Genomic DNA, 22,155 nt, shown 5'->3' with positions numbered 1-22,155 from the left:
AGAGCCCCACCTTCCAGCCCCTCCGGCGCTTGAGGAGCGGGATCTGGAGCGGAGCCCCACCTTCCAGCCCCTCCGGCGCTTGAGGAGCGGGATCTGGAGCGGAGCCCCACCTTCCAGCCCCTCCGGCGCTTGAGGAGCGGGATCTGGAGCGGAGCCCCACCTTCCAGCCCCTCCGGCGCTTGAGGAGCGGGGTCTGGGGCGGAGCCCCAGTTTCGGGAAGGGGCGGGGAGGGGGAACAGCCCGCCGCAGGCGTACGCGTACCGCCGGAACCCCCCTATGCTCGCAGACCGTACGCGCGAGCCGCGTTGCCGCCGAAGACGGCGGCGCGCTCGCCCTCGCCGAGCCGCAGGGTGGCCCGGTCCGCAAGGGCCACCACCTCGTCGTAGGTCGCGGCCAGAACGCACACCGGCCAGTCGGAGCCGAACAGCACCCGGCCGGGCCCGAAGGCGTCCAGCACGTGCCAGGCGTACGGGAGCACCTGCTCGGGCTTCCAGCCCTCCCAGTCGGCCTCGGTGACCAGACCGGACAGCTTGCAGTCGACGTTCGGCAGGGCCGCGAGCGCGGCCAGCTGCCACCCCCAGGGGTCGTGCTCACCGCTCGCCACGGGCGGTTTGGCGGCGTGGTCGAGGACGAAGCGCAGCTGCGGCAGCTCGCGGACGGCGTCGATGGCCGCGGGCAGCTCGCGCGGGGTGACCAGCAGGTCGTAGACCAGCCCCGCGTCGGCCACCGCGGCCAGCCCCCGGCGGGCGTCCTCGCGGTCCAGCCACCGCGGATCCGGCTCGTCCTGCACCTGGTGGCGCAGGCCCACCAGCCGGTCGCCGCCGGGCCCGGCGGCCAGCTCCGCGAGCACCTCGCCCACCCCGGGGTCGGTGAGGTCCGCCCAGCCGACGACGCCCGCGATCCGGTCCGACCCGCCGGCCAGGGCCAGGAGTTCCCGGGTCTCCTCCACGGAGGAGCTGGACTGGACGACGACGGTGGCGTCGATCCGATGGGCGTCCAGATGCGGGGCGAGGTCGTCCGGGGTGAAGGTGCGGCGGATGGGCTCGGCCCACGCGCCGTCCATCCACGGCTGCTCACGGCGGGTCAGGTCCCACAGGTGGTGGTGGGCGTCGATACGGCGCGGCAAGGGCACTCGGGCACTCCTCAGTGGTTCAGACCGGCAGCGGGATGTCGTCGTCGAGCAGACCGCGCCGGACCAGGGCCTGCCACAGCTCGGCGGGGATGTCGTGGGCGAACAGCTCGGCGTTGTCCCGGACTTCGGCCGGGGAGGCGCAGCCGACCACCGCCGCGGCCACCGCGGGGTGGCCGAAGGGGAAGCGCAGCGCGGCGGCCCGCAGCGGCACCTCGAACTCGGCGCACACCTCGGCCAGCCGCCGGGCCCGGGCGAGGAGCTCGGGCGGCGCCTGCTGGTAGTCGTAGCGGGCCCCGGGGGCCGGGTCGGCGAGCAGCCCGGAGTTGTAGACCCCACCGGCCACCACCGAGGTGCCGCGCCGCTCGCACACCGGCAGCAGGTCGTCGAAGGCGGTGCGCTCCAGCAGCGTCCAGCGCCCGGCGCACAGCACGACGTCCACGTCGAAGTCGGCGACGAACCGGGCGAGGAGGTCGCTGTGGTTCATCCCGAAGCCGATGGCCCGGACGAGCTTCTCCCGCTTCAGCTCGGCCAGCGCCGCGAAGGCCGTCTCATAGACCTCATGGACGTGGTCCTCCGGATCGTGGAGGTAGACGATGTCCACGGCGTCGACCCCGAGCCGCTCCAGAGAGGACTCGAGGCTCGCGCGGATGCCGTCCCGGGTGAAGTCCCACTCCCGGACCCGGTCGGGGGTGTCGGCGAACCCGTCCGCCTGGACGGGCTCCCCGGGGGCGCGCGGCCGCAGCCGCCGCCCCACCTTGGTGGAGAGCGTGTACCCGGCGCGGTCGCGCCCGGCCAGCACCCGCCCCAGCCGCTCCTCGGACAGTCCGACGCCGTAGTGCGGCGCGGTGTCCATATAGGTGAGACCGGTGTCGAACGCCGCCCTTACGGTGTCCAGCGCGCGCTCCTCCGGCACCGCCTCGTAGAGATTGGCCAGCGGCGCGCAGCCCAGGCCCAGGGGTGGTACGCGCACCCCCGAGCGCCCCAGTTCGCGCGGGCCGCTGGGCGCCCGTCCGCCGTCGACCGCCATGGCTTCCTCCCGGCTCTCAGTCCTGCTTCTCGCCGCTGGCGTAGCGGGAGATGATCAGCGCGACGATGATGATCGAGCCGTTGATGAACTGGTTCCACAGGGGCGGTACCCCGCCGAGGGTCATCACATTGACGACCAGCTGGAGCGTCAGCACACCGGTGAGCGCGCCGAAGAGGGTGCCGCGGCCGCCCTTGAGGCTGATCCCGCCGATGACCGCGGCGGCGAACACCTGGAAGATCCAGCCGTTGCCCTGGGTCGCGGCGACCGAGCCGTAGTGGCCCGTGTAGAGGATGCCCGCGAAGGCGGCCAGCAGTCCGCCGACGCTCAGCACGATCCAGGTGATCCGGTCCACCCGGATGCCCGCGGCGCGCGCGGCCTCGGGGTTGCCGCCGATCGCGTACAGCGCGCGTCCGTGCCGCAGATAGCCCAGGGCCAGGCCACCGAGGGCGTAGAGCCCCAGGCAGATCCACACGGCGGCGGGCACGCCCAGCCACTCGGCCTTGCCGAGGTAGCGGAAGGACTCGGGGACGTTGACGATCGACTGGCCCTCGGCGATGCCGACCTGGAGTCCGCGCAGCATGGTGAGCATGCCCAGGGTCGCGATGAAGCCGTTGACGCGCAGTTTGAGCATCAGGAAGCCGTTGGCCGCGCCGATCAGCGCCCCGACCGCCAGGCACAGCGGTATCGCGGTCCACACCGGCAGCAGCCCCAGGCCCTCGAAGCGCGCCCCGTGCTCGGGCAGCACGAGCCACAGGGCGATCACCGGCGCCACGGCGATGGTCGACTCCAGGGAGAGGTCCATCCGCCCGCTGATCAGGATCAGTGCCTCGCCCAGCACCAGCAGCCCCAGCTCGGTGGACTGCTGGACCACCCCGATCAGGTTGTCCTCGGTGAGGAAGGCGGGCGAGACGATGAAGCCGATCACCCCGAGGACGAAGATCACGGGGACCAGCGACAGATCGCGCCAGCGCGCGATGTCGATCCGCGGCCGGCCCCCCGCCGGGTCGTCAGCCACCGCCTCGGCGGTCCGCTGCCGTGCGGTATCGGTCATGTCTGCCTTCCTTCTGTGCGGTCTTCGGTGTCCCCCGCCGTGCCGTTGGTGCCCGGCTCCGTGATGCCCTCCATGGCGGCCACGAGCTGCCGGTCGCTCCAGCCGCCGCCGAACTCGGCGACCACCCGGCCGTGGAAGAACGCCAGGACCCGGTCGCAGACCCGCAGATCGTCCAGTTCGTCGGAGACGATGACCGCGCCGCTCCCGGCCGCCGCCACGTCCCGTACGACGCCGAGCAGCGCGTCCTTGGACTTCACGTCCACCCCGGCGGTCGGGCGGATCGCGACCAGGACGCTGGGCTCACGGGCCAGCGCCCGCGCGATGACGACCTTCTGCTGATTTCCGCCGGACAAACCCGAAACCGGCTGCGAAGGTCCTGAGGTCTTGATGTCCAGCGAGGTGATCATCCGCTGGGCGAAGGCGCGGGTCCGGGAGGGGAGCACCGTGCCGTAGGGCCCGAGCTGGTCGGTGACGGTCAGCGTGGCGTTCTCGGCGACGCTGCGGCCCAGGACCAGGCCCTGGTCGTGCCGGTCCTCCGGAACGTAGCCGATGCCCGCGTCGATGGCGTGCGGCACGCTGCCGGGGCGCACCGGCCGGCCGCGCACCGACAGCCGCCCGCCGGCCGGTTTGCGCAGCCCCACCAGGGTCTCGCCGACCGCCGTGTTGCCGCTGGCCGTGGCCCCGGCCAGGCCGAGCACCTCACCGGGGCGCACCACCAGGTCCAGCGGGTCGAACTCGCCCTCCAGGGCGAGCCCTTCGGTGCGCAGCACCGGCTCCCCGTCCGGGTCGGCCTCCTTACGGGCGACGGGAGCGCGGACGACGGCCCGGGAGTCGCCCTCGGGCGCCCCGCCGTCGTCCCCGGTCATCGCCGCCACCAGCTCCTCCTTGGGGAGGCCGGCGACCGGGGCGGTCAGCACGTGCCGGGCGTCGCGGAAGACGGTGACGGTGTCGCAGAGTTCGTAGACCTCTTGCAGGTGGTGGGAGATGAACAGGAACGCGACCCCCTGCCGGCGCAGCTCGAGCAGCTTGGCGAAGAGCCGGTCGATCCCGCCCGCGTCGAGCTGGGCGGTGGGCTCGTCGAGGATGATCAGCCGGGCGCCGAAGGAGAGCGCCCGGGCGATCTCCACGAACTGCCGCTGCTCGACGCTGAGGTCCTTCGCCCGCGCCTGCGGATCCACCTCCACGCCGTACTCGGCCAGCAGCGCGCGGGCGTCCTCGCGCAGGGCGCGCCAGCGGATGCGCCTCGCGCCCGGGAAGCGGTTGAGATAGAGGTTCTCGGCGACCGTCAGATCCGGGACCACCATCGACTTCTGGTAGACGCAGGCCACCTTGCGCTGCCAGGCGGCGGTGTCGCCGTAGCCGGGGGCGGACTCGCCCGCGAAGGTCACCTCGCCCTCGTCCGGGCGCTCCATCCCGGTCAGGACGGACACCAGCGTGGACTTGCCCGCCCCGTTGCGCCCGACGAGCGCGTGGGCCTCCCCGGGCCGCACCGCCAGCCGGGCGTGGTCCAGGGCGACGGTGGGCCCGAACCGTTTGACGATGCCCTGAGCCCGTACGACGGCGGGCTGTTCGGCCTCGGCCATGGTCACTTCTTCTCGAGCTGGTTGGCCCACAACTTCTTGTCGTCGACGTTCTCCTTGGTGACCAGCGGCGCCGGGAGCTGGTCCTCCAGACCGTTCTCGATCTTGACGATCTTGGAGTCGTGGTCGGTCGGGCCGGGTTTGAACTTCTTGCCGTCCAGAGCGGCCTTCGCGTAGTTCAGGGCCCACTGGGCGTAGAGGTCGGCGGGCTGGGAGAGCGTGGCGTCGATCTTCCCGGAGCGGATCGCGTCCAGCTCCTCGGGTATCCCGTCGTTGGAGATGATCGTGATGTGCTTGGCCGAACCGGCGGGCTTCAGCAGCCGCTTCTGCTCCAGCAGGGCGAGCGTGGGCTGGAGGAAGGCGCCGCCCGCCTGCATGTAGATGCCGTTCACGTCCTTGTGCTGGGCCAGCAGGCTCTGAAGCTTGGCGGAGGCCACATCGCCCTTCCAGTCGGTGGGCAGCTCATGCACCTTGATGCCGGGGTACTTCTTCTTCATGCAGGAGGCGAACGCCTGCGAGCGGTCCCGGCCGTTGATGGAGCTGAGGTCGCCCTGGAGCTCGGCGATCCGGCCCTTGCCGCCCAGCTTCTCGCCGAGGTACTCGCACGCCTTGGTGCCGTACGCCCGGTTGTCGGCGCGCACCACCATGTAGACCTTGCCGGAGTCGGGCCGGGTGTCCACGCTGATGACGGGGATCTTCTTCTCCTCCAGCTGCTCCAGGGTGGAGGAGATGGCCCCGGTGTCCTGGGGCGCCATGATGACCGCCTTGGCGCCCTGGTCGGTGAACGCCTGGACGTTGGCGACCAGCTTGCCGATGTCGTTCTGCGAGTTGGACAGCGGGAGCGCGGAGACCGTGCCCTTGTCGATGCCCTTCTCCAGGTACTGCTGGTAGGAGTTCCAGAAGTCGGTGTCCGTCCGCGGCATGTCGATGCCGACCTTGCCGCCGCCGGCGCCATTGCTCTCTCGGTTGCAGCCGGTGAGCGCTGCGACGGCCAGCAGCACGGCGCAGGCGGCGGTGCCGGTGGTGCGGAGTCTCGTCATCGAGTCCCGTCCTTGGTCGTTCCTGGGTCGAGTCGTGCGGGTGGTGCCGGCCTCGGGCGGAGGCGGTTGTGCCGTTGTCCCGAGCGGTTGGGCTGTCGTCCCGAGCGGTCGGGCCGTTGTCTCAGGAGGAGGCGGGGCGCAGCCGCAGCCCCTGCATCCCTCCGTCGACGGCCAGCGCGGTGCCGGTGACGGCCGCGGCGGCGGGGCTGGCGAGATACGCGACGGCGGCGGCCACCTCGTCGGCGGAGACCAGCCGTCCGGTGGGCTGCCGGGCCTCCAGGGCGGCGCGCTCGGCCGCCGGGTCGGGGGCCTGGTCGAGCAGCCGGCCGACCCACGGGGTGTCCACGGTGCCGGGGTTGACGCAGTTGACGCGCACCCCTTCGCGGATGTGGTCCGCCGCCATGGCGAGGGTCAGCGACAGCACCGCGCCCTTGCTGGCGCTGTAGGCGGCGCGCTGGGGCAGCCCCGCGGTGGCGGCGATCGAGCAGGTGTGGGTGATGGAGACCGCGCCCGGCCGGTCGGCCGCGGCGGCGCGCAAGTGGGGCAGCGCGGCCCGCGCGGTGCGGACCAGGCCCAGCACATTGATGTCCAGCAGCCGGTGCCACTCCTCGTCGGAGTTGTCCTCGACGCTGCCGATCGCGCCGATGCCCGCGTTGCCGACGACGGTGTGCAGCGCGCCGAACTCGGCCACGGCCGCGTCCACCGCGATCCTGACCCCCTCGTCGGAGGTGACATCGGCCTTGAGCGGCAGCGTGCCGTCCGGGGCGCCCGACGGATCGCGGTCGAGCACGGCGACCCGCGCTCCCCGGTCGCGCAGGGTGGCGGCGATGGCGGCGCCGATGCCGGAGGCGCCGCCGGTGACGAGCGCGGCCAGCCCTTCGAAGTCGCCGGTGGTCACTGGTGGTCCTCCTGAGGCTGTGCGGGTGCGGACGGTGCTGATACGGGCTGAGCCGGTACGGACGATGCCGGTACGGGCTGTGCCGATACGGGCTGTGCGAGGCGGGTCCGCCATTCCGGCCCGTCCGGATAGCGGTAGGCGGCGATCGACTCTGGGTACATACGGGCGGAGAAGCCCGGCGCGGTCGGAGCCCGGTAGCGGCCCGACTCGACGACCACGGGATCGGCGAAGTGCTCGTGGAGGTGGTCGACATACTCGATGACCCGGTCCTCCCAGCTGCCCGAGACGGCCACGTAGTCGAACATGGCCAGGTGCTGGACGAGTTCGCACAGCCCGACGCCGCCCGCGTGCGGGCACACCGGAAGTCCGTACTTGGCGGCGAGCAGCAGGATCGTGAGGTTCTCGTTGACCCCCGCGACCCGCGCCGCGTCGATCTGGACGAAGTCCACCGCCTCGGCCTGGAGCAGCTGCTTGAACACCACGCGGTTGGCGACATGCTCACCGGTGGCCACCTTGACCGGCTGCCCGGCGCGGATGGCGGCGTGGGCGAGGACGTCGTCCGGGCTGGTGGGCTCCTCGATCCAGTGCGGGTCGTACGGCGCCAGGGCGCTCATCCAGCGCACCGCCTCTGCCACGTCCCAGCGCTGGTTGGCGTCCACGGCGATGCGCACATCGGGGCCGACCGCCTCGCGGGCGAGCCGCATCCGTCTGAGGTCCTCGTCCAGATCGGACCCGACCTTGAGCTTGATCTGGCCGAAGCCGTCGGAGACGGCCTCCTGCGCCAGTTTGATCATTTTCTCGTCGGAGTAGCCGAGCCAGCCGGGCGAGGTGGTGTAGGCGGGGTAGCCCCGCTCGCGCAGCAGCGCGGCGCGCTCGGCGCGGCCGGGTTCGGCGGCCCGCAGGATGGCGAGCGCCTCCTCCGGGGTGAGCGCGTCGCTGAGGTAGCGGAAGTCGACCAGCTCGACCAGCTCCTCGGGCGGCATCTCGGCGAGGAACTGCCACAGGGGCTTTCCGGCCTGCCGGGCGGCGAGGTCCCAGGCGGCGTTGACCACCGCGCCCGCGGCCATGTGCATGACGCCCTTCTCGGGCCCGAGCCAGCGCAGCTGCGAGTCATGGGTCAGCTCACGGTGCAGGGCGGCGAGCTCGGTGGCCGTCAGCGGCGCGGGGCGGCCCACCACATGGGGGCGCAGGGAGCGGATGGCGGCCGCGGTGACATCGTTGCCGCGGCCGATGGTGAAGACGAAGCCGTGTCCCTCGGAGGCCGCCGTCCCCTCCCCCGCGTCCGTGCGCAGCACGACGTAGGCGGCGGAGTAGTCGGGGTCCGGGTTCATGGCGTCCGAGCCGTCGAGCTGCTCCGAGGTGGGAAACCGGATGTCATGGACCTCGAGCTCGGTGACGGATGGACGCTGACTCAATGGGGGCTCCCTGAAACGATGCGCGAGAGAGAACATCGGACCTTTCGCGATGATCCGATGTATAGCGCTGCCCTAGGGGTTTCGTCCAGAGGTGCGGCCGAACTTTCGAAGGACAGATCGGATGAATCTCTTAGTGCTCCTGGACAGGGGCTGCGGCCGGAGCCCCGGAAAGCCGTAGGCTTGGGTGGCACGCAATGGGAAACTGCAGCTGGAGGCGGCATCATCCGTCCGCCCCGGTCGGAAGGAGGCGCTGGGTGATCGAGCTTGAGGGGGTTCCCGAGCTGATCGACCCGGTCATGATCTGTGCCTTCGAGGGCTGGAACGACGCCGGAGACGCCGCCTCGACCGCGGTCGGGCACCTGGACCGGGAGTGGAAGGGCGAGGTCTTCGCCTCGCTCGACGCGGAGGATTACTACGACTTCCAGGTGAACCGGCCCACCGTGGCCCTCGAGGGCGGCGTGCGCAAGATCACTTGGCCGACGACCCGGCTCTCGGTGGTCCGGGCGGACACCGGGGAGAAGTCCCGGGACCTGGTGCTGGTGCGCGGTATCGAGCCGAGCATGCGCTGGCGGTCGTTCTGCAACGAGATCCTCGGCTACGCCCATGAGTTGGGCGTGGAGATGGTCGTCATCCTCGGCGCGCTGCTCGGCGACACCCCGCACACCCGGCCGGTGCCGGTCAGCGGGGTCACCTCCGACCCGGACCTGGCCCGCAGCCTCGATCTGGAGGAGACCCGCTACGAGGGCCCGACCGGGATCGTCGGGGTCCTCCAGGAGGCGTGCGCCCACGCCGGTGTCCCGGCGGTGAGCCTGTGGGCGGCCGTGCCGCACTACGTCTCGCAGCCGCCGAACCCGAAGGCCACCCTGGCGCTGCTGAACCGCCTCGAGGACCTCATCTCGGTGCGCATCCCGCTCGGTGAGCTGACCGAGGACTCCCGGGCCTGGCAGCTGGGCGTGGACCAGCTGGCCGCCGAGGACAGCGAGGTCGCCGAGTACGTCCAGTCGCTGGAGGAGGCGCGGGACACCGCCGAGCTGCCCGAGGCGTCCGGTGAGGCCATCGCCCGCGAGTTCGAGCGCTATCTGCGGCGGCGGGACGGCCAGCCCGGCCCCGCCGGCGGCCACGCGACCGAGAGCGGCGGTCTGGAGGGCGGCGTGGGAGGTCCGGGCGCCCCCTATCTGCGCGACCCCTCCACCGGCCACGGGCGGCCGCGCAAACCGTCCCCCAAGGACGAGATGGCCAAGGACGACGACGCGGAGGACAGCGGCGGCGCCGAGGACGGGACCAAGGACGCGGACGCGGACGACGCCAAGGACGCCAACAGCGCCAAGGAGGCGGACAGCGCCAACGAGGCGGGCGACGGCCGGGGCCCCGAGGGCCAGGACGCCTACCGGCGCGACGAGGGCGGCACGGACCGGGGTAACGACGGGGACGAGGGGTCCGGCTCCGACCGGTAACCACGAACGCCGCCGTACACCTCGTACGAGACAGCGAGGAGCCCGCGCCGGGAGGATCCCGGCGCGGGCTCATGCGTTCACCGTCGCGGCGCGACGCCCCGACGACGCGTCAGACGAGCGCTCAGAGGGCCACGCCCAGCAGCGCGTCCACGGCGCGCGAGACCAGTCCGGGCGCCCCCTCGTCCGTACCGCCGGTGGCCGACTGCGCGGCGGCCCAGCGGTCGACGGCGGCCAGGGCGGCCGGGGAGTCCAGGTCGTCCGCGAGCGCCGCGCGGATCTCCTCCACCAGCGCCTCGGCCGAGGGCCCGTCGGGCCGCGAGACGGCGGCACGCCAGCGGCCCAGGCGCTCCTCGGCCTCCCGCAGCAGCCCGTCCGTCCACTCCCAGTCCGAGCGGTAGTGGCGGGCCAGCAGCGCGAGCCGTATGGCCGCCGGGTCGACGCCGTCGCGGCGCAGCGCCGAGACGAAGACCAGGTTCCCCTTGGACTTGGACATCTTCTCGCCGTCCAGGGCCACCATCCCGGCGTGCACGTACGTCTTGGCGAACGGCCGCTCACCGGTGAGGACCTGGGCGTGCGAGGCGCCCATCTCATGGTGCGGGAAGGCGAGATCGGATCCGCCGCCCTGCACGTCGAAGCCCATGCCGAGGTGATCCAGGGCGATGGCGACACACTCGATGTGCCAGCCGGGGCGGCCGCGGCCGAGCGATCCGCCGTCCCAACTCGGCTCGCCGTCACGGGCGGCCATCCACAGCATCGGGTCCAGGGGGCTCTTCTTGCCCGGGCGCTCCGGGTCGCCGCCGCGCTCGGCGGACAGCAGCCGCATGGCCTCGGCGTCGAGTCGGCTGACCGAGCCGAAGGCGGGGTCGGACTCCACGGAGAAGTAGATGTCGCCCTCGAGTTCATAGGCGGCGCCCAGGTCGCGCAGCCGCTCCACGAGCGGCACGATTCCCGGTATCGACTCGACGGCACCGATGTAGTGCCGCGGGGGCAGCATCCGCAGGGCCGTCATGTCCTCGCGGAAGAGGGCGGTCTCACGCTCGGCGAGGGCCGTCCAGTCGTCGCCGTTCTCCTGCGCCCGCTCCAGCAGGGGATCGTCGACATCGGTGACGTTCTGGACGTAGTGCACCTGGCGCTTGGTGTCGAGCCATACGCGCTGAACGAGGTCGAACGCGTTGTAGGTCGCCGCATGACCCATGTGGGTCGCGTCGTACGGGGTGATCCCGCAGACGTAGATGCGCGCGACGGGACCGGGGGTCAGGGTGATCCGTCCCCCGGTCGCGGTGTCGTGAATGCTCAGGTCGCGGCCACTGCCGGGCAGGGCGGGAACCTCAGAAGCGGGCCAGGCATACATGCAATGAGCGTAACCGGATGCAGCGTCCGTATACGAACCGGACCAGTGGTGTTGGCCGGATGGGCGGTCTTGCGCGGACGTCCGCGAGCTGCTTGAGCCGCCCGATCCGCGTTCACCCCGCCCGGAAGAGCCCGGTCCGGTCAGACCGGCGGCCAGGGGATGGCGGGCCACTGGCCGCTGGGCTCGGGGTGCTTCCCGGTGCGCAACAGCGCGGCGACACGGGCCCGCAGGGCCTCGATCTCGGCCTCGGTGATCAGCTCCGCCAGCCGGGCGCTCAGCGGGCCGCCGTCGGCCAGCTCGCCCGCCAGCCGGCGCAGCACCTCCAGCACATCGTCCGGCAGCGGCTCCCCGGCCCAGCCCCACAGCAGGGTGCGCAGCTTGTCGTCGGCGTTGAAGGTCACTCCGTGATCGATCGCATAGAGCCGGCCACCGGCCGCGGGCAGCAGATGGCCGCCCTTGCGGTCGCCATTGTTGATCACCGCGTCGAGGACGGCCAGCCGGCGCAGCCGTACGTCGTCGGCGTGCACCAGCAGCGCCGTACGGCCCTCGCCCACCTCGGCGTAGCCCACGGCCTTCCAGCCGGGGCCCGGTTCATCGCCGTCGACGAGCGCGAGCAGCTCCGCTCCCCCGGTCTCCTCCGAGCCGTCGCCGTGCGGCCCGCCGTCGGCCCCGTCCGGCCCGTCGGTGGCCGTCTCGACCTCGACCCAGAGCTGGCACATCCCCTGCCCGTACGGCCCGTCGCGCAGCACCGTGGGCGGCACCAGGCCCCAGCCGGTGGCCTCGGAGATCTCGTACGCCGCGACCTCGCGCTGGGCGAGGGTGCCGTCCGGGAAGTCCCACAGCGGCCGCTCCCCGGCCACCGGCTTGTAGACACAGGGGGCGCTCTGGCCCTCGTACTCGACCGTGCAGTACAGCACCGCGTTGGACGCCTCCCGGACCCGGCCGCGCACCGTCAGCTCGCCAAGAGCCAGCAGCTCGGCCGCGGGCAAGGGGCGCGGGGCCTCCGTTGAGGGTGGTGGGAGACGGGTGGGCAAGGGGCGCGAAGCCTCCGTTGAGGGGGGTGGGAGACGGGTGGGCGTCAGGCTTCGCGGCGGTATCCGTTCTGGCGCGGACATACGTGTCCCTCCGGGTCGAGCGGCAGACTGCACAGCGGGCAGGGCGGCCGGCCGGCGTTGACGACCTCCAGGGCGCGCTTGGCGAACGCGCGCGCCTGCGTCCCGGTGAGCCGCACCCGCAGCATGGGCGGGCCGTTCACATCGTCCTGGAGCAGCCGCTCCTCGGCCTCGGCCAGGTCCTCCTCGGACTCGGCCTCCAGCTCGACCAGCGCCTGCGCCTCGACGATCATCCGCTGCTCCTCGCCGTCCCAGGCGAGTGCCATGGTGCCGACCCGGAACTCCTCCTCGACGGGGACCTCCAGCGGTCCGGTGTCACTGAGTTCGGTCGGTGCGACGGCGGGGACCGGGGCGTTGCCGCCGGTGCGCCGCACCACCTCGTCCAGCAGCTCGTCTATCCGCTCGGCCAACGCGGCGACCTGCGTCTTCTCCAGCGCGACACTGGTGGTCCGGGTACCGGCGGAGGCCTGGAGGAAAAAGGTACGGCGACCAGGCAGCCCGACCGTACCGGCGACGAAACGGTCCGGCGGGTCATAGAGGAACACCTGACGGGACAACGTCCTGCTCCATTTGATTCGACTGCTCGGCTGACTGACTGCTGACCGCTGGGTGTCATGACCGCCCGGTCACGGCTGTCACGGCGCCCTCGCACCGCGGCACCACCCTACTGCGCGCGGCGATCACGGTGCTCCCGCGTCGCCGCCCACCGCCGCGTCCCCGCCGCGGTGGCCGGAGTTCTCCTCGCGCGGCGCCAGACCGGCGAAGTCCCCGGTGTCCCCGAGCCGGACGAGGAAGGGCCGGGTCGGGGTGTACCGGATCGCGGTGACCGAGCAGGGCTCGACCGAGATCCGCTGGAACAGATCGAGATGGAGTCCGAGGGCGTCCGCGACCAGCGCCTTGATGATGTCCCCGTGGGAGCACATCAGATAGACCGCGTCGGCGCCGTGCTCGCTCTCGATCCGGGCGTTCCAGTCGCGCACCGCCTCGACCGCGCGCGCGTGCATGGCGCGCATGGACTCACCACCGGGGAAGGCGGCCGCGGACGGATGCTGCTGGACGATGTTCATCAATGGTTCATCGGCGAGCTCGGCCAGCTTCCGGCCGGACCAGTCGCCGTAGTGGCACTCCCCGATCCGGTCTTCGGGGTGCAGCGGCAGTTCGGGGCGGGCGGCGAGCAGCGGGGCCAGCGTCTCCCGGCAGCGCTGTAGCGGGCTGGTGACGGCGGCGGCGAGCGGCAGCCCGGCCAGTCTGCCGGGCAGCGCCGCGGCCTGGGCCGTACCGCGTTCGTCGAGGGCGACGCCGGGTGTCCAGCCCGCGAGGACGCCCGCGGTATTGGCGGTGGACCGGCCGTGCCGTACGAGGATCAGCATGGGCATGGCTGCCACCCTACGACCCCTCCGGCGCCGCTCAGCGGGGATGCGCACCGATCCCGCACCGGGGTCCCCTGTGCCGATCGGCATCGGGCGAGGCACAATGCGCAGCGTGATCGTGGATTGTGCCATCTACCGGGACGGGGCCCGCACCGAGGGACCCGCCGACTTCTCCGACGCCCTGGACGAGGCGCGCGCGAGTGGGGACGCCTTCTTGTGGATCGGGCTGCATGAGCCGACCGAGAAGGAGTTCGAGCTGGTCACCAGCGAGTTCGGACTGCATCCGCTGGCCGTCGAGGACGCCCTGTGCGCCCACCAGAGGCCGAAGCTGGAGGTTTATGACGACTCGCTGTTCCTGGTGCTCAAGCCGGTGCAGTACGACGAGAAGGCCGGGGCCGTCACCGCGGGTGAGCTGATGGTCTTCGTCGGTGACTCCTTCGTGGTGACCGTAAGGCACGGCGAGGCCAATCCGCTCGGCTCGGTGCGCGACCGGCTGGAGAAGATGCCCGAGGTGCTCCAGCACGGCCCTACGGCGGTGATGTACGCGGTCTCCGACGCGGTCGTGGACCACTACCTGGACGTGGCCGACGATCTGCACGGGGACATGGAGGAGCTGGAGACGGAGGTCTTCGCCCCGAACGCGGGCGCCGGGCAGAACACCGCCGGGCGGATCTACGCGTTCAAGCGCGAGGTGATGGAATTCCGCCGCTCGGCCGGGCCGTTGGGGGAGCCGATGGAGCGGCTGACCGGCGCCGGGGTGCCGTTCGTGCACGAGGGTTCCCGGCCGTTCTTCCGCGATGTCAGCGACCATCTGACCCGGGTGAACGAGCATGTGGAGGGGTTGGACCGGCTGCTGTCGGACATCCTCTCCGCCCATCTCGCGCAGATGGGCGTGCGGCAGAACGACGACATGCGGAAGATCTCGGCGTGGGCGGCCATGGCCGCGGTCCCGACGATGATCGCCGGGATCTACGGCATGAACTTCACGCACATGCCGGAGCTGAAACAGCCCTGGGGATACCCGGGGGTGGTCGCGCTCATGGCCGGTGTGATCGCGGTGCTGTACCGCTGGTTCAAGCGGCGTGGGTGGCTCTGAGCGGAGGTCTTGGGGCCCGGTCGGACGCGGGCGCCTCGGGCGCGCGGCTCGGTCAGACGAACTCGGGCGCCTCGGGCGCGCCGGATGCGCCGCATGCGCCGGATGCGCTCCTCGCGGGCCCGCCCAGCGCGTTCCGCCGCTCGGGCATCCGCAGTGACACCATGCGCCGCCAGCCGCCCAGCCGCTCATATGTGTGCAGGGCGTGGATCCCGGCCGCGAGCAGCGCGGACTTCGGCTGGGGCCAGCCGAGGAGGCGGCCCATGTGGGCCATCACGGCCAGGCTGACGTCCCGGTAGACCGCCATCTCGGCGAGCGCGCTCTCCCGCAGGATCCGCTGGATGGTCCGGCCGTATCCGTCGGCGGCCAGGCGCAGCAGTTCCTCGTGGCAGTAGGCGAGGTGGTTGTCCTCGTCGTCGGCGATCATGCGCACCGCGCGGCCGAGGTCGGGGTGGTCGCCGAAGTATCCGCGCAACATCGTCATCTGGGCGGAGGCGCGCTGTTCGGTGACCCGGCTGTGGGCGAGGTAGATCACGATGTCGTGCTCGGTCAGCGGTTCGTCGCGGCGCAGCTTGTCATGGGCGAGGCCGATGCCACGCGCCTCCAGGAGCATCGTGTAGTCGGTCTCGCGCGGCACCTCCATGGGCTCCAGACCGCGCTTGTGGAGCAGGGCGTTGAAGATCCGGCCGTGTTTGTCCTCGTCGGCGCCATGGCGGGCGATCTTGGGCGCGAGGTCGCGGCGGCTCTCGGGCACCAGGGCGGAGATCCGGCCGTTCTCCCAGCCGCCCTGGGCCTCCCCGCTGGCCGCGACGGAGCAGAAGAGCCGGAACGACTCGTCGTTGTCGAGGATCTCCTGGAACACGCTTCTCGCCGAGAGCATCGCCGCCACCTCCGTGCGCTGGTCGTGCGCCGCCGTGCGCAGAAGCCGCCGTGCGCAGAAAAAGTCAACGGCCCGGTGGGGGCGGCGGCAACAGCTGGGGCACCCGGCTCGGCCGAACGGGGGACCCCTCGGTACGCCGCGTCCGCGTAACCCCTGGGCGGCGGAGGCGTTGTGCTGGATGACGGCCGTGGCGGGGAAGACCCCCGAGCCCCCACCACGGCCGCAGAAATTTCCCGGCGGCCGCGCTCGGCCCGGCGCTTACGCGAGTCCGGCCCGCTCCAGGGCCTCGACGCCCGCCCGCAGCCCGGCGAGCCGCTCCTCCAGCGTGAAGCCCGCGGGGGTGAGCGACAGGGTGGTGACCCCGGCCCCCGCGTACGCCTGCATGCGGTCGGCGATGCGCTCGACGGGGCCGATCAGCGCGGTGGAGTCGATCAGCTCGTGGGGGACGGCCGCGGCGGCGCCCTCCTTGTCCCCGGAGAGGTACTTCTCCTGGATCTCGGCGGCCTCCTTCTCGTACCCCATGCGCTGCGCCAGCTTGTTGTAGAAGTTCTGCTTGGCGCTGCCCATGCCGCCCACGTAGAGCGCGGTGTACGGGCGGAACTGGTCGGCGAGGCCGCGGACATCGTCGCCGAGGGCCATGGGGACGGTGGGCACCACGTCGAAGCCCTCGAGGTCCTTGCCCGCCTTCTGGCGGCCCGCGCGCAGCGAGCTGAGGGTGGTCTCCTCGGCGTGCTCGGGATCGTAGAACAGGACCAGGGCGCCATCGGCGATCTCGCCGGTCTGCTCCAGGTTCTTCGGGCCGATGGCCGCGATGTACAGCGGGATGTACTCCCGCACCGGGTGCACGGTGAGCTTGAGGGGCTTGCCGGGGCCGTCGGGCAGCGGCAGGGTCCAGTTCTGGCCCTCGTGGGTGAGCCGCTCGCGCGACATCGCCTTGCGGATGATCTCCACGTACTCGCGGGTGCGGGCGAGCGGCTTGTCGAACCGCACCCCGTACCAGCCCTCGGAGACCTGGGGTCCCGAGACGCCGAGGCCGAGGCGGAAGCGGCCGCCGGAGAGGGTGTCCAGGGTGGCGGCGGTCATCGCCGTCATGGCGGGGGTGCGGGCCGGGATCTGGAAGATGGCCGAGCCGACGTCGATGCGCTCGGTCTGCGCGGCGACCCACGCGAGCACCGTGGCGGCGTCCGAACCGTAGGCTTCGGCCGCCCAGCAGACGGAATAGCCGAGCCTGTCGGCCTCGCGGGCGACCGCGAGGTTGTCCGCGTCCATTCCGGCGCCCCAGTAGCCGAGGTTGATGCCGAGCCTCATACCGCACCCCTTACTGATCAGTAACGTCGCTGTTCCGGGGACTCTAGCGCGCATGGCCCCGCTACGTCAGGGGTGGGTTATCCACAGGCTGCCACGTGGCGCTTTGCGGCCAGTAATCTCGACGTTCATGGAGCTAAGGCACCTCGGCAGCACGGGCCTGCGCGTCTCCCGGCTCGGGCTCGGCACGCTCACTTGGGGGCGGGACACCGACGAACACGACGCCGCGGATCAGCTCAAGGCGTTCTGGGAGGCGGGCGGGACGCTCGTCGACACCGCGGACGTGTACGCGGACGGCGGCGCCGAATACCTCCTGGGGCAGCTGCTGGAGGGGTTACTGCCCCGGCGCGATCTCCAGATCGCCACCAAGGCGGGCAGCGTGCCCGACCCCGACCGCCGCTTCGACGCCTCGCGCGGCCATCTGCTGGCCGCGCTGGACGCCTCGCTGGAGCGGCTGGGCACGGACTATGTCGACCTGTGGCAGGTGCACGCCTTCGATCCGTTCACCCCGCTCGAGGAGACCCTTCAGGCCCTCGACATCGCGGTGAGCAGCGGGCGGGCCCGCTATGTGGGGGTGTCCAACTTCAGCGGCTGGCAGCTCGCGAAGGCCGCCACCTGGCAGCTGGCCTCCTCGGGCGCGCACACCCGGCTGGCCAGCACGCAGATGGAGTATTCGCTGCTCCAGCGCGGTGTGGAGCGCGAGGTGCTGCCCGCCGCGCTCGACCTGGGCGTCGGGCTGCTGCCGTCCTCGCCCCTCGGTCGCGGGGTGCTCACCGGCAAGTACCGCCATACGACACCCGCCGATTCACGCGGCGCCTCCGAGCTCGCGGCGTTCGTCGAGCCGTATCTGGACGAGGAGGCGAGCCGGATCGTCGAGGCGGTCGCCATAGCGGCCGACGGCCTCGCGACCACCGCGCTCAACGTGGCCCTGGCCTGGGTCCGCGACCGCCCGGGCGTCACCGCCCCGATCGTCGGCGCGCGCAACGCCCAGCAGCTGAGGGCGGCGTTGTCGGCGGAGACCCTTAGTCTTCCGGACGAGATCTGCCAGGCGCTCGACGATGTTTCGGCGCCCGTGCACCGCTATCCCGATCAGGACTGGAGCACGCTGTGAGTACCGACCGCCTCGCCGGCGACGCCGCATCCGCGCCCGAGGAGGCCGACCCGCCGGCGGAGCCGACGATGCCGGCGGAGCCGGCGGAGCCGGCGAACACCGGGGCCGACGCGCCGGGTGCCCCTGGTGACCCCGCGGGGGCGGCCACGGCCGCCGGACCCGCGCAATCCGCCGGACGGGGCGGGGCCGACGAGGCGGGGGCTCTCGGCGCCGGAGCGAGCCTCCACAGCTCCCAAGAAGGCACCGACGGCGAACAGCCCCCGGCAGGCAGGGCCGACGGGCCAGTAGCGGGTGGGCAGGCCCCACCCGCTGGGCAGGGCACGTCCGGCGGCCCAGGGGCGGGCCAGGGCTCCGGGGACGCGGAAGCGCCGGGTCCGGGCGGGGCGGGCGATGGCGCAGGCGCAGGCGCAGGCGCAGGCGCAGGCGCAGGCGCAGGCGCAGGCGATGGTGTCTCCGCCCCCGCCGGACACGGCGCATCCGGCCCGGGGCCGGACCGGCGCGGCGCCGGGGCGAGCGATGACGCGGGCGCGGGCGCGGGAAATGGTGCTGGCGCGGGAGATGGTGTCCCCGCCCCCGCCGGACAGGGCGAGTACGGCGATGCCAAGGCAGGCCCCCACGCCGAGGACACCGACCGAGAGCCGGCCCCCGCCGGACACGGCGCATCCCGCCCGGAGCCGGACCAGCGCGGCACCGGGGCGAACGGTGACGCAGGCGCGGGCGCAGGCGATGGTGTCCCCACCCCCGCCGGACAGAGCGAGTCCGGCGATGCCAAGGCAGGCCCCCACTCCGAGGACACCGACCAAGAGCGGGCCCCCGCCGGACACGGCGCATCCCGCCCCGAGCCGGACCAGCGCGGCACCGGGGCGAGTGGTGACGCAGGCGCGGGCGATGGTGCTGGCGCTTCCGGACCCGCCGGGCAGGGGTCAACCGGCGGCGCCGCGGAGACCTCCGGCGGTGGTGGCAAGGGGCGGCGGTCAGCGGCGGCTGAGGCGTTGGCCGCCGCCGTGCGGGCCGTGGAGAGCGGTGAGCGGTCGGCGGCGTCGTTCTTCAACGACGCCCCGGCAGCGCGTACCGCGGCGCCCGCCGCACCCGCAGCCCCCCGTGACCGGGCCCATGCGGCGGCGCCCGCCGCCGCGCCCGCTCCCGTACGTCCGGCGTCGGCCCGTCCGGCGCGTGGGCCGGGGGGCGAGGTCCCCGGCAGTGGCGGCGTACGGGAGGTGCTCGCGGCGGGCGGGGCCCCCGAGGCCCTGGCCCGGAAGGTCGCCGAAACGCTAGGAGAGACCGCCGCGCAGGCGCTGCGCGAGGACCCGTGGCAACTGCTGGCCGTGCCCGGCGTACGCCCCGACCAGGCGGACGGCTTCGCCCGCGCCCTCCTCGGCCCGGCCTGCGAGCCCGGCGACGAGCGCCGTGCGCTGGCGCTCACCGGCTGGCTGCTGGAGCGCGCCGCCCTCGAGGGGCACACCGCGCTGGAGTCGTCCGCGCTGCGCGACGCGCTCGCCAAGGCGTCCGTGCCGGACCCGGACGAGGCGCTGCGCACCGCGATCGCGGAGGGCGCGGTGCTGGTCTTCCAGGACGCGCTCGACGCCCCGGCGGGGGCCCGTCCCCGGGCGGCCGAGGACGAGGACGCCGAGCAGCCGGTGCGGGTGCTGCTGGGGCTGGACCGCTATGCCCTGGCCGAGGAGAGCCTGGCCGACGGGCTGGCCCGGCTGGCGAGCACCTTCGCCCCCGCACAGGACGGCGAGGCACCGGCGGGCGACGCCAAGTGGGAGGGCGCGGCCGCCGCCGCGCCGACCGCCTCCGCCGCTGAGCTCATCCGTACCGTCGCGACCCACGGCCTGGTCGCCCACAGCGGTGGCGAGGCGGCGCGCGCCGAACCGCCGGCGCTGGGCGCCGCCGCCCGCGCCATGGGCCTGCGGGCCTACGCGGCCGCGCACGCCGAGGACGGCAGGCGGCGGCTGGCCGCCGCGCTGAGCGGGGTCCCGGGCGCCGGTCCGGACGCGGCGGCCCCGGACGCGGCGGGCCCGGACGAGGCGGGCCCGGACGAGGCCCCCGAGGCCGTCTCCGCGGCCGTCACGGTCGCCGGGCTGCTGGCCGACGCCGAGGGCCCCGGACGCGACGAGGAGGGCGCGCTGGCGCTCGATCTGCTCGTCGTCCTGGACGCCCCGCAGCTCGATGTGGAGACGGCCGCGATGCTGGTCGAGTCGCTGCCGGACGGCGCCCGTCTGGTGCTCAGCGGAGATCCCGGCGTGCTGTGGTCGGCCGGTCCCGGCCGGGTCTTCGCGGACCTGGTGGCGGCCCGCCGCTGCCCGCAGGTCGTCTCCCGCACCCCTGACCCGGGCCCCATCGGCGAGTTGGTCTCGGGCATCGGGATCGGCGAGCTCAACCAGGTGGAGGCGCCCGGCAAGGAGGTCGTGATCGTGCCCGTGCGGGACGCGGGCGAGGCGGTGCACCGCACCGTGCAGCTCGTCGCCGACTCGGTGCCCCGTGCGATCGGCGTCCCGCCGGAGCAGACCCAGGTGATCACCCCGGGCCACGGCGGCGCGGCCGGTACCCGGGCGCTCAACGCGGCCCTGAAGGAGCGCCTCAACCCCGGCCCCGGCCGGTTCGGCGGCTTCGACCCGGGCGACCGCGTGGCGTACACCCCGGCCCCGGGCCGTACGGTGCCGGGCACCGTGGTCTCGGCGGACGCCGAGGGGCTGCGTCTGGACTGCGCGGGCACACCGGTCGTGGTGGCGCGCGAGGAGGTCGGCGGGCTGGTGCGGCACGGCTGGGCCCTCACCGCACACCAGGCGGCCGGAGCGCGCTGGCCCGCGGCCGTGGTGGTGCTGCCGGGCGACGCCACGGCGGGGCTGACCCGGGCCTGGGTCTACACGGCCTTCGGCCGCGGTGAGCGCCATCTGTCGGTGGTCCACGGCGCGGATGCGGCGCTGCCGCGAGCGGTGGCGGAAACCCCCTTCAAGGACCGCACCACCCGCCTACGAGCGCTCCTCCAGGCCCAGGTCCCACCCGCGCCCACCGGCTGACCGAGTGGCCCGCGCCAGGCGGCCCGGTACGGCGCGGCCCAAAACGGAACGGTCCCGGACCGCGAGCGATCCGGGACCGGCTGATCCGGGACCCTCTGGTCCGGGGCCAAGCGATCCGGACCCGACTGGCTCCGGGCCCGGCTGGTCCGGGGCCGAACGATCCGGGACCGACTGGCTCCGGGCCCGGCCGGTCCGAGGCCGAGCGATCCGGCACCGGCTGGTCCGGGACCCTCTGGTCCGAGGCCAAGCGATCCCGGACCGCTGTGCGAAGCCAGGCGATCCGGGGTCGAGCGGTTCGGGCCGGTCCGAGCGGAACGGCCCGGCCCTGCCCGGATGGTCCGGGACCGAGCGGTCCCGGAGCCCCCGCTCAGCTGCCCGGCTCGAGGGCCTCCAGATCGTCCTCGTCCTCGTCCTCGAGCTCCTCGTCGTCCTCGAGCTCCTCGTCGAAGACCGAGCTCATGTCGAAGCGGCACACGACCATATGCGGATCCGCCTGGTCGAAGGGGGCGGAGAGCCACTCCCCCGGCTCCGGGGGCTCCTCGGCCGCCACCACCCAGAGCGTGGAGTCACCCTCCTCCAGGCCGAACTCCTTGTGCCGAGAGGCGATCTCGTCCGGCTCGAACTCGCCGAAGACCACCCCCAGGGCGGTGTGCACGCTCTCCCCGGCGGCCGCCCCGCCCTGCTTGTCGTTCCCCGTGTCGATGTCCGGATCCAGGTCGGCGATCCGCTGCGCCTGCGAGAGCAGCCGCTGCGGTTCGGCGACGACGTAGTCCCTGCGGATCAGCACGCTCAGCGCGCTCGGCTCCTCCGGCCCGGTGTAGGCGGGGAGGCGGTCGTCACCAGGGATCTCGAAGGGCGTCACCTCGTCGTAGGCGTCATAGAGCAGCTCGTCGTAGACCTCGGCTGCCGCGGCCAGTTCGTTGAACGCGGCGTAGACGGCCGGATCGCCTTCCCCCGACCGACGTTCGACGGCGTCGAGGTGACGATCCAGTGCGGCTTTCACCGCTTCAGCGGCGGCACGTACCTCGGCAGCGGATGGCTGCGCAGCATCAGACATAGTGCAGACGCTATCCGTAGCAGGGCAGTTCCCGCACAATAGATGCGATGCCGGAATACGAATTCTGTGATGTGTATGTGCCGCGGGGCGTTTCCCGCAAGGCCACTACCCGCCTGCTCACCGACCATGCCGAGTACGGACACTGGGAGTTGGATCGCTTGAGACTCAACCCCGACGGCAGCCGCAGAGTGCGATTGCGGCGCCGGATCATCCGCCAGCTCCGGGCGACCTGGTAGCGGGCCGGGGCATGATCGAG

Annotated in this window: 19 protein-coding genes; 5 read left to right on the top strand and 14 right to left on the bottom strand. The window is 72.9% G+C overall.

What is annotated here, in order from left to right; translation table 11 throughout:
- Positions 1-274: 274 nt before the first annotated feature.
- The 7 genes from ABD329_RS21665 to ABD329_RS21635 all read right to left on the bottom strand — a co-directional run bounded on the left by ABD329_RS21665 (position 275) and on the right by ABD329_RS21635 (position 8,179).
- Positions 275-1,126: an amidohydrolase family protein gene (locus ABD329_RS21665; RefSeq protein WP_198277595.1), complete on the bottom strand. Its 852-nt coding sequence runs from the start codon at positions 1,124-1,126 to the stop codon at positions 275-277.
- A 25-nt stretch (positions 1,127-1,151) separates the two neighbouring features.
- Positions 1,152-2,159, bottom strand: coding sequence for an aldo/keto reductase (locus tag ABD329_RS21660; protein ID WP_198277593.1), 1,008 nt, complete (start codon positions 2,157-2,159; stop codon positions 1,152-1,154).
- 16 nt (positions 2,160-2,175) lie between these two features.
- Positions 2,176-3,210 (bottom strand): ABC transporter permease, encoded by a 1,035-nt coding sequence (locus tag ABD329_RS21655; protein ID WP_138911444.1) that lies wholly within the window; start codon positions 3,208-3,210, stop codon positions 2,176-2,178.
- Complete coding sequence (locus tag ABD329_RS21650; RefSeq protein WP_198277592.1) at positions 3,207-4,793, bottom strand: sugar ABC transporter ATP-binding protein; 1,587 nt, start codon at positions 4,791-4,793, stop codon at positions 3,207-3,209. The genes ABD329_RS21655 and ABD329_RS21650 overlap by 4 nt, the downstream gene beginning before the upstream one ends.
- 2 nt (positions 4,794-4,795) lie before the next feature.
- A complete protein-coding gene (locus ABD329_RS21645; protein ID WP_198277591.1) occupies positions 4,796-5,830 on the bottom strand; it encodes a sugar ABC transporter substrate-binding protein in 1,035 nt (344 codons plus the stop codon).
- A gap of 121 nt (positions 5,831-5,951) precedes the next feature.
- Entirely contained in the window at positions 5,952-6,728 is a 777-nt protein-coding gene (locus ABD329_RS21640) for an SDR family NAD(P)-dependent oxidoreductase (protein ID WP_198277590.1), read from the bottom strand.
- Positions 6,725-8,179, bottom strand: coding sequence for an enolase C-terminal domain-like protein (locus ABD329_RS21635; protein WP_246618509.1), 1,455 nt, complete (start codon positions 8,177-8,179; stop codon positions 6,725-6,727). The genes ABD329_RS21640 and ABD329_RS21635 overlap by 4 nt, the downstream gene beginning before the upstream one ends.
- A 218-nt stretch (positions 8,180-8,397) precedes the next feature.
- Between ABD329_RS21635 and ABD329_RS21630 the strand changes: the two genes are divergently transcribed.
- Entirely contained in the window at positions 8,398-9,597 is a 1,200-nt protein-coding gene (locus ABD329_RS21630) for a PAC2 family protein (protein ID WP_198277589.1), read from the top strand.
- A 121-nt stretch (positions 9,598-9,718) separates the two neighbouring features.
- Here ABD329_RS21630 and mshC read toward each other — a convergent pair whose 3' ends face one another.
- The 4 genes from mshC to ABD329_RS21610 form a co-directional block, all read right to left on the bottom strand.
- Entirely contained in the window at positions 9,719-10,948 is a 1,230-nt protein-coding gene (gene mshC / locus ABD329_RS21625) for a cysteine--1-D-myo-inosityl 2-amino-2-deoxy-alpha-D-glucopyranoside ligase (RefSeq protein ID WP_198277588.1), read from the bottom strand.
- Between the two features lie 140 nt (positions 10,949-11,088).
- Positions 11,089-12,063, bottom strand: a complete 975-nt coding sequence (locus ABD329_RS21620) for an SCO1664 family protein (RefSeq protein ID WP_344316771.1) — start codon at positions 12,061-12,063, stop codon at positions 11,089-11,091.
- The gene (locus tag ABD329_RS21615) at positions 12,027-12,617 is read right to left on the bottom strand and encodes a DUF3090 domain-containing protein (RefSeq protein ID WP_344316770.1); all 591 of its coding nucleotides are present in this window, start codon (positions 12,615-12,617) and stop codon (positions 12,027-12,029) included. Before ABD329_RS21615 ends, ABD329_RS21620 begins: the two co-directional genes overlap by 37 nt.
- A 123-nt stretch (positions 12,618-12,740) precedes the next feature.
- Complete coding sequence (locus ABD329_RS21610) at positions 12,741-13,436, bottom strand: histidine phosphatase family protein (protein WP_198280939.1); 696 nt, start codon at positions 13,434-13,436, stop codon at positions 12,741-12,743.
- A 97-nt stretch (positions 13,437-13,533) separates the two neighbouring features.
- Between ABD329_RS21610 and corA the strand changes: the two genes are divergently transcribed.
- The gene (gene corA, locus ABD329_RS21605) at positions 13,534-14,526 is read left to right on the top strand and encodes a magnesium/cobalt transporter CorA (RefSeq protein WP_198280940.1); all 993 of its coding nucleotides are present in this window, start codon (positions 13,534-13,536) and stop codon (positions 14,524-14,526) included.
- Positions 14,527-14,578: 52 nt separating this feature from the next.
- On the opposite strand, the gene ABD329_RS21600 is transcribed toward corA, so the two are convergent.
- Positions 14,579-15,403 carry a ferritin family protein gene (locus ABD329_RS21600; RefSeq protein WP_198280941.1) on the bottom strand — a complete coding sequence of 275 codons (825 nt, stop codon included), beginning with the start codon at positions 15,401-15,403 and terminating at the stop codon, positions 14,579-14,581.
- A gap of 258 nt (positions 15,404-15,661) precedes the next feature.
- Positions 15,662-16,711 (bottom strand): LLM class F420-dependent oxidoreductase, encoded by a 1,050-nt coding sequence (locus ABD329_RS21595; protein WP_198280942.1) that lies wholly within the window; start codon positions 16,709-16,711, stop codon positions 15,662-15,664.
- A gap of 127 nt (positions 16,712-16,838) precedes the next feature.
- Between ABD329_RS21595 and ABD329_RS21590 the strand changes: the two genes are divergently transcribed.
- On the top strand, positions 16,839-17,819 hold the full coding sequence (locus tag ABD329_RS21590; RefSeq protein ID WP_198280943.1) for an aldo/keto reductase: 981 nt from the start codon (positions 16,839-16,841) through the stop codon (positions 17,817-17,819).
- A gap of 68 nt (positions 17,820-17,887) precedes the next feature.
- Positions 17,888-20,842 (top strand): helix-hairpin-helix domain-containing protein, encoded by a 2,955-nt coding sequence (locus ABD329_RS21585; protein WP_425574365.1) that lies wholly within the window; start codon positions 17,888-17,890, stop codon positions 20,840-20,842.
- Between the two features lie 367 nt (positions 20,843-21,209).
- On the opposite strand, the gene ABD329_RS21580 is transcribed toward ABD329_RS21585, so the two are convergent.
- Positions 21,210-21,899, bottom strand: a complete 690-nt coding sequence (locus tag ABD329_RS21580; RefSeq protein ID WP_198280742.1) for a hypothetical protein — start codon at positions 21,897-21,899, stop codon at positions 21,210-21,212.
- A gap of 47 nt (positions 21,900-21,946) precedes the next feature.
- Here ABD329_RS21580 and ABD329_RS21575 point away from each other — a divergent pair, with 47 nt between their 5' ends.
- Entirely contained in the window at positions 21,947-22,135 is a 189-nt protein-coding gene (locus ABD329_RS21575) for a DUF5703 family protein (RefSeq protein WP_014059547.1), read from the top strand.
- The last annotated feature ends 20 nt before the right edge of the window (positions 22,136-22,155 follow it).

The sequence above is a fragment of the Streptomyces javensis genome (assembly GCF_039525925.1).
GTDB lineage: Bacteria > Actinomycetota > Actinomycetes > Streptomycetales > Streptomycetaceae > Streptomyces > Streptomyces asiaticus.
Note: the sequence above shows the minus strand (reverse complement) of the source record. Positions and strands in the feature narration are given on the sequence as shown.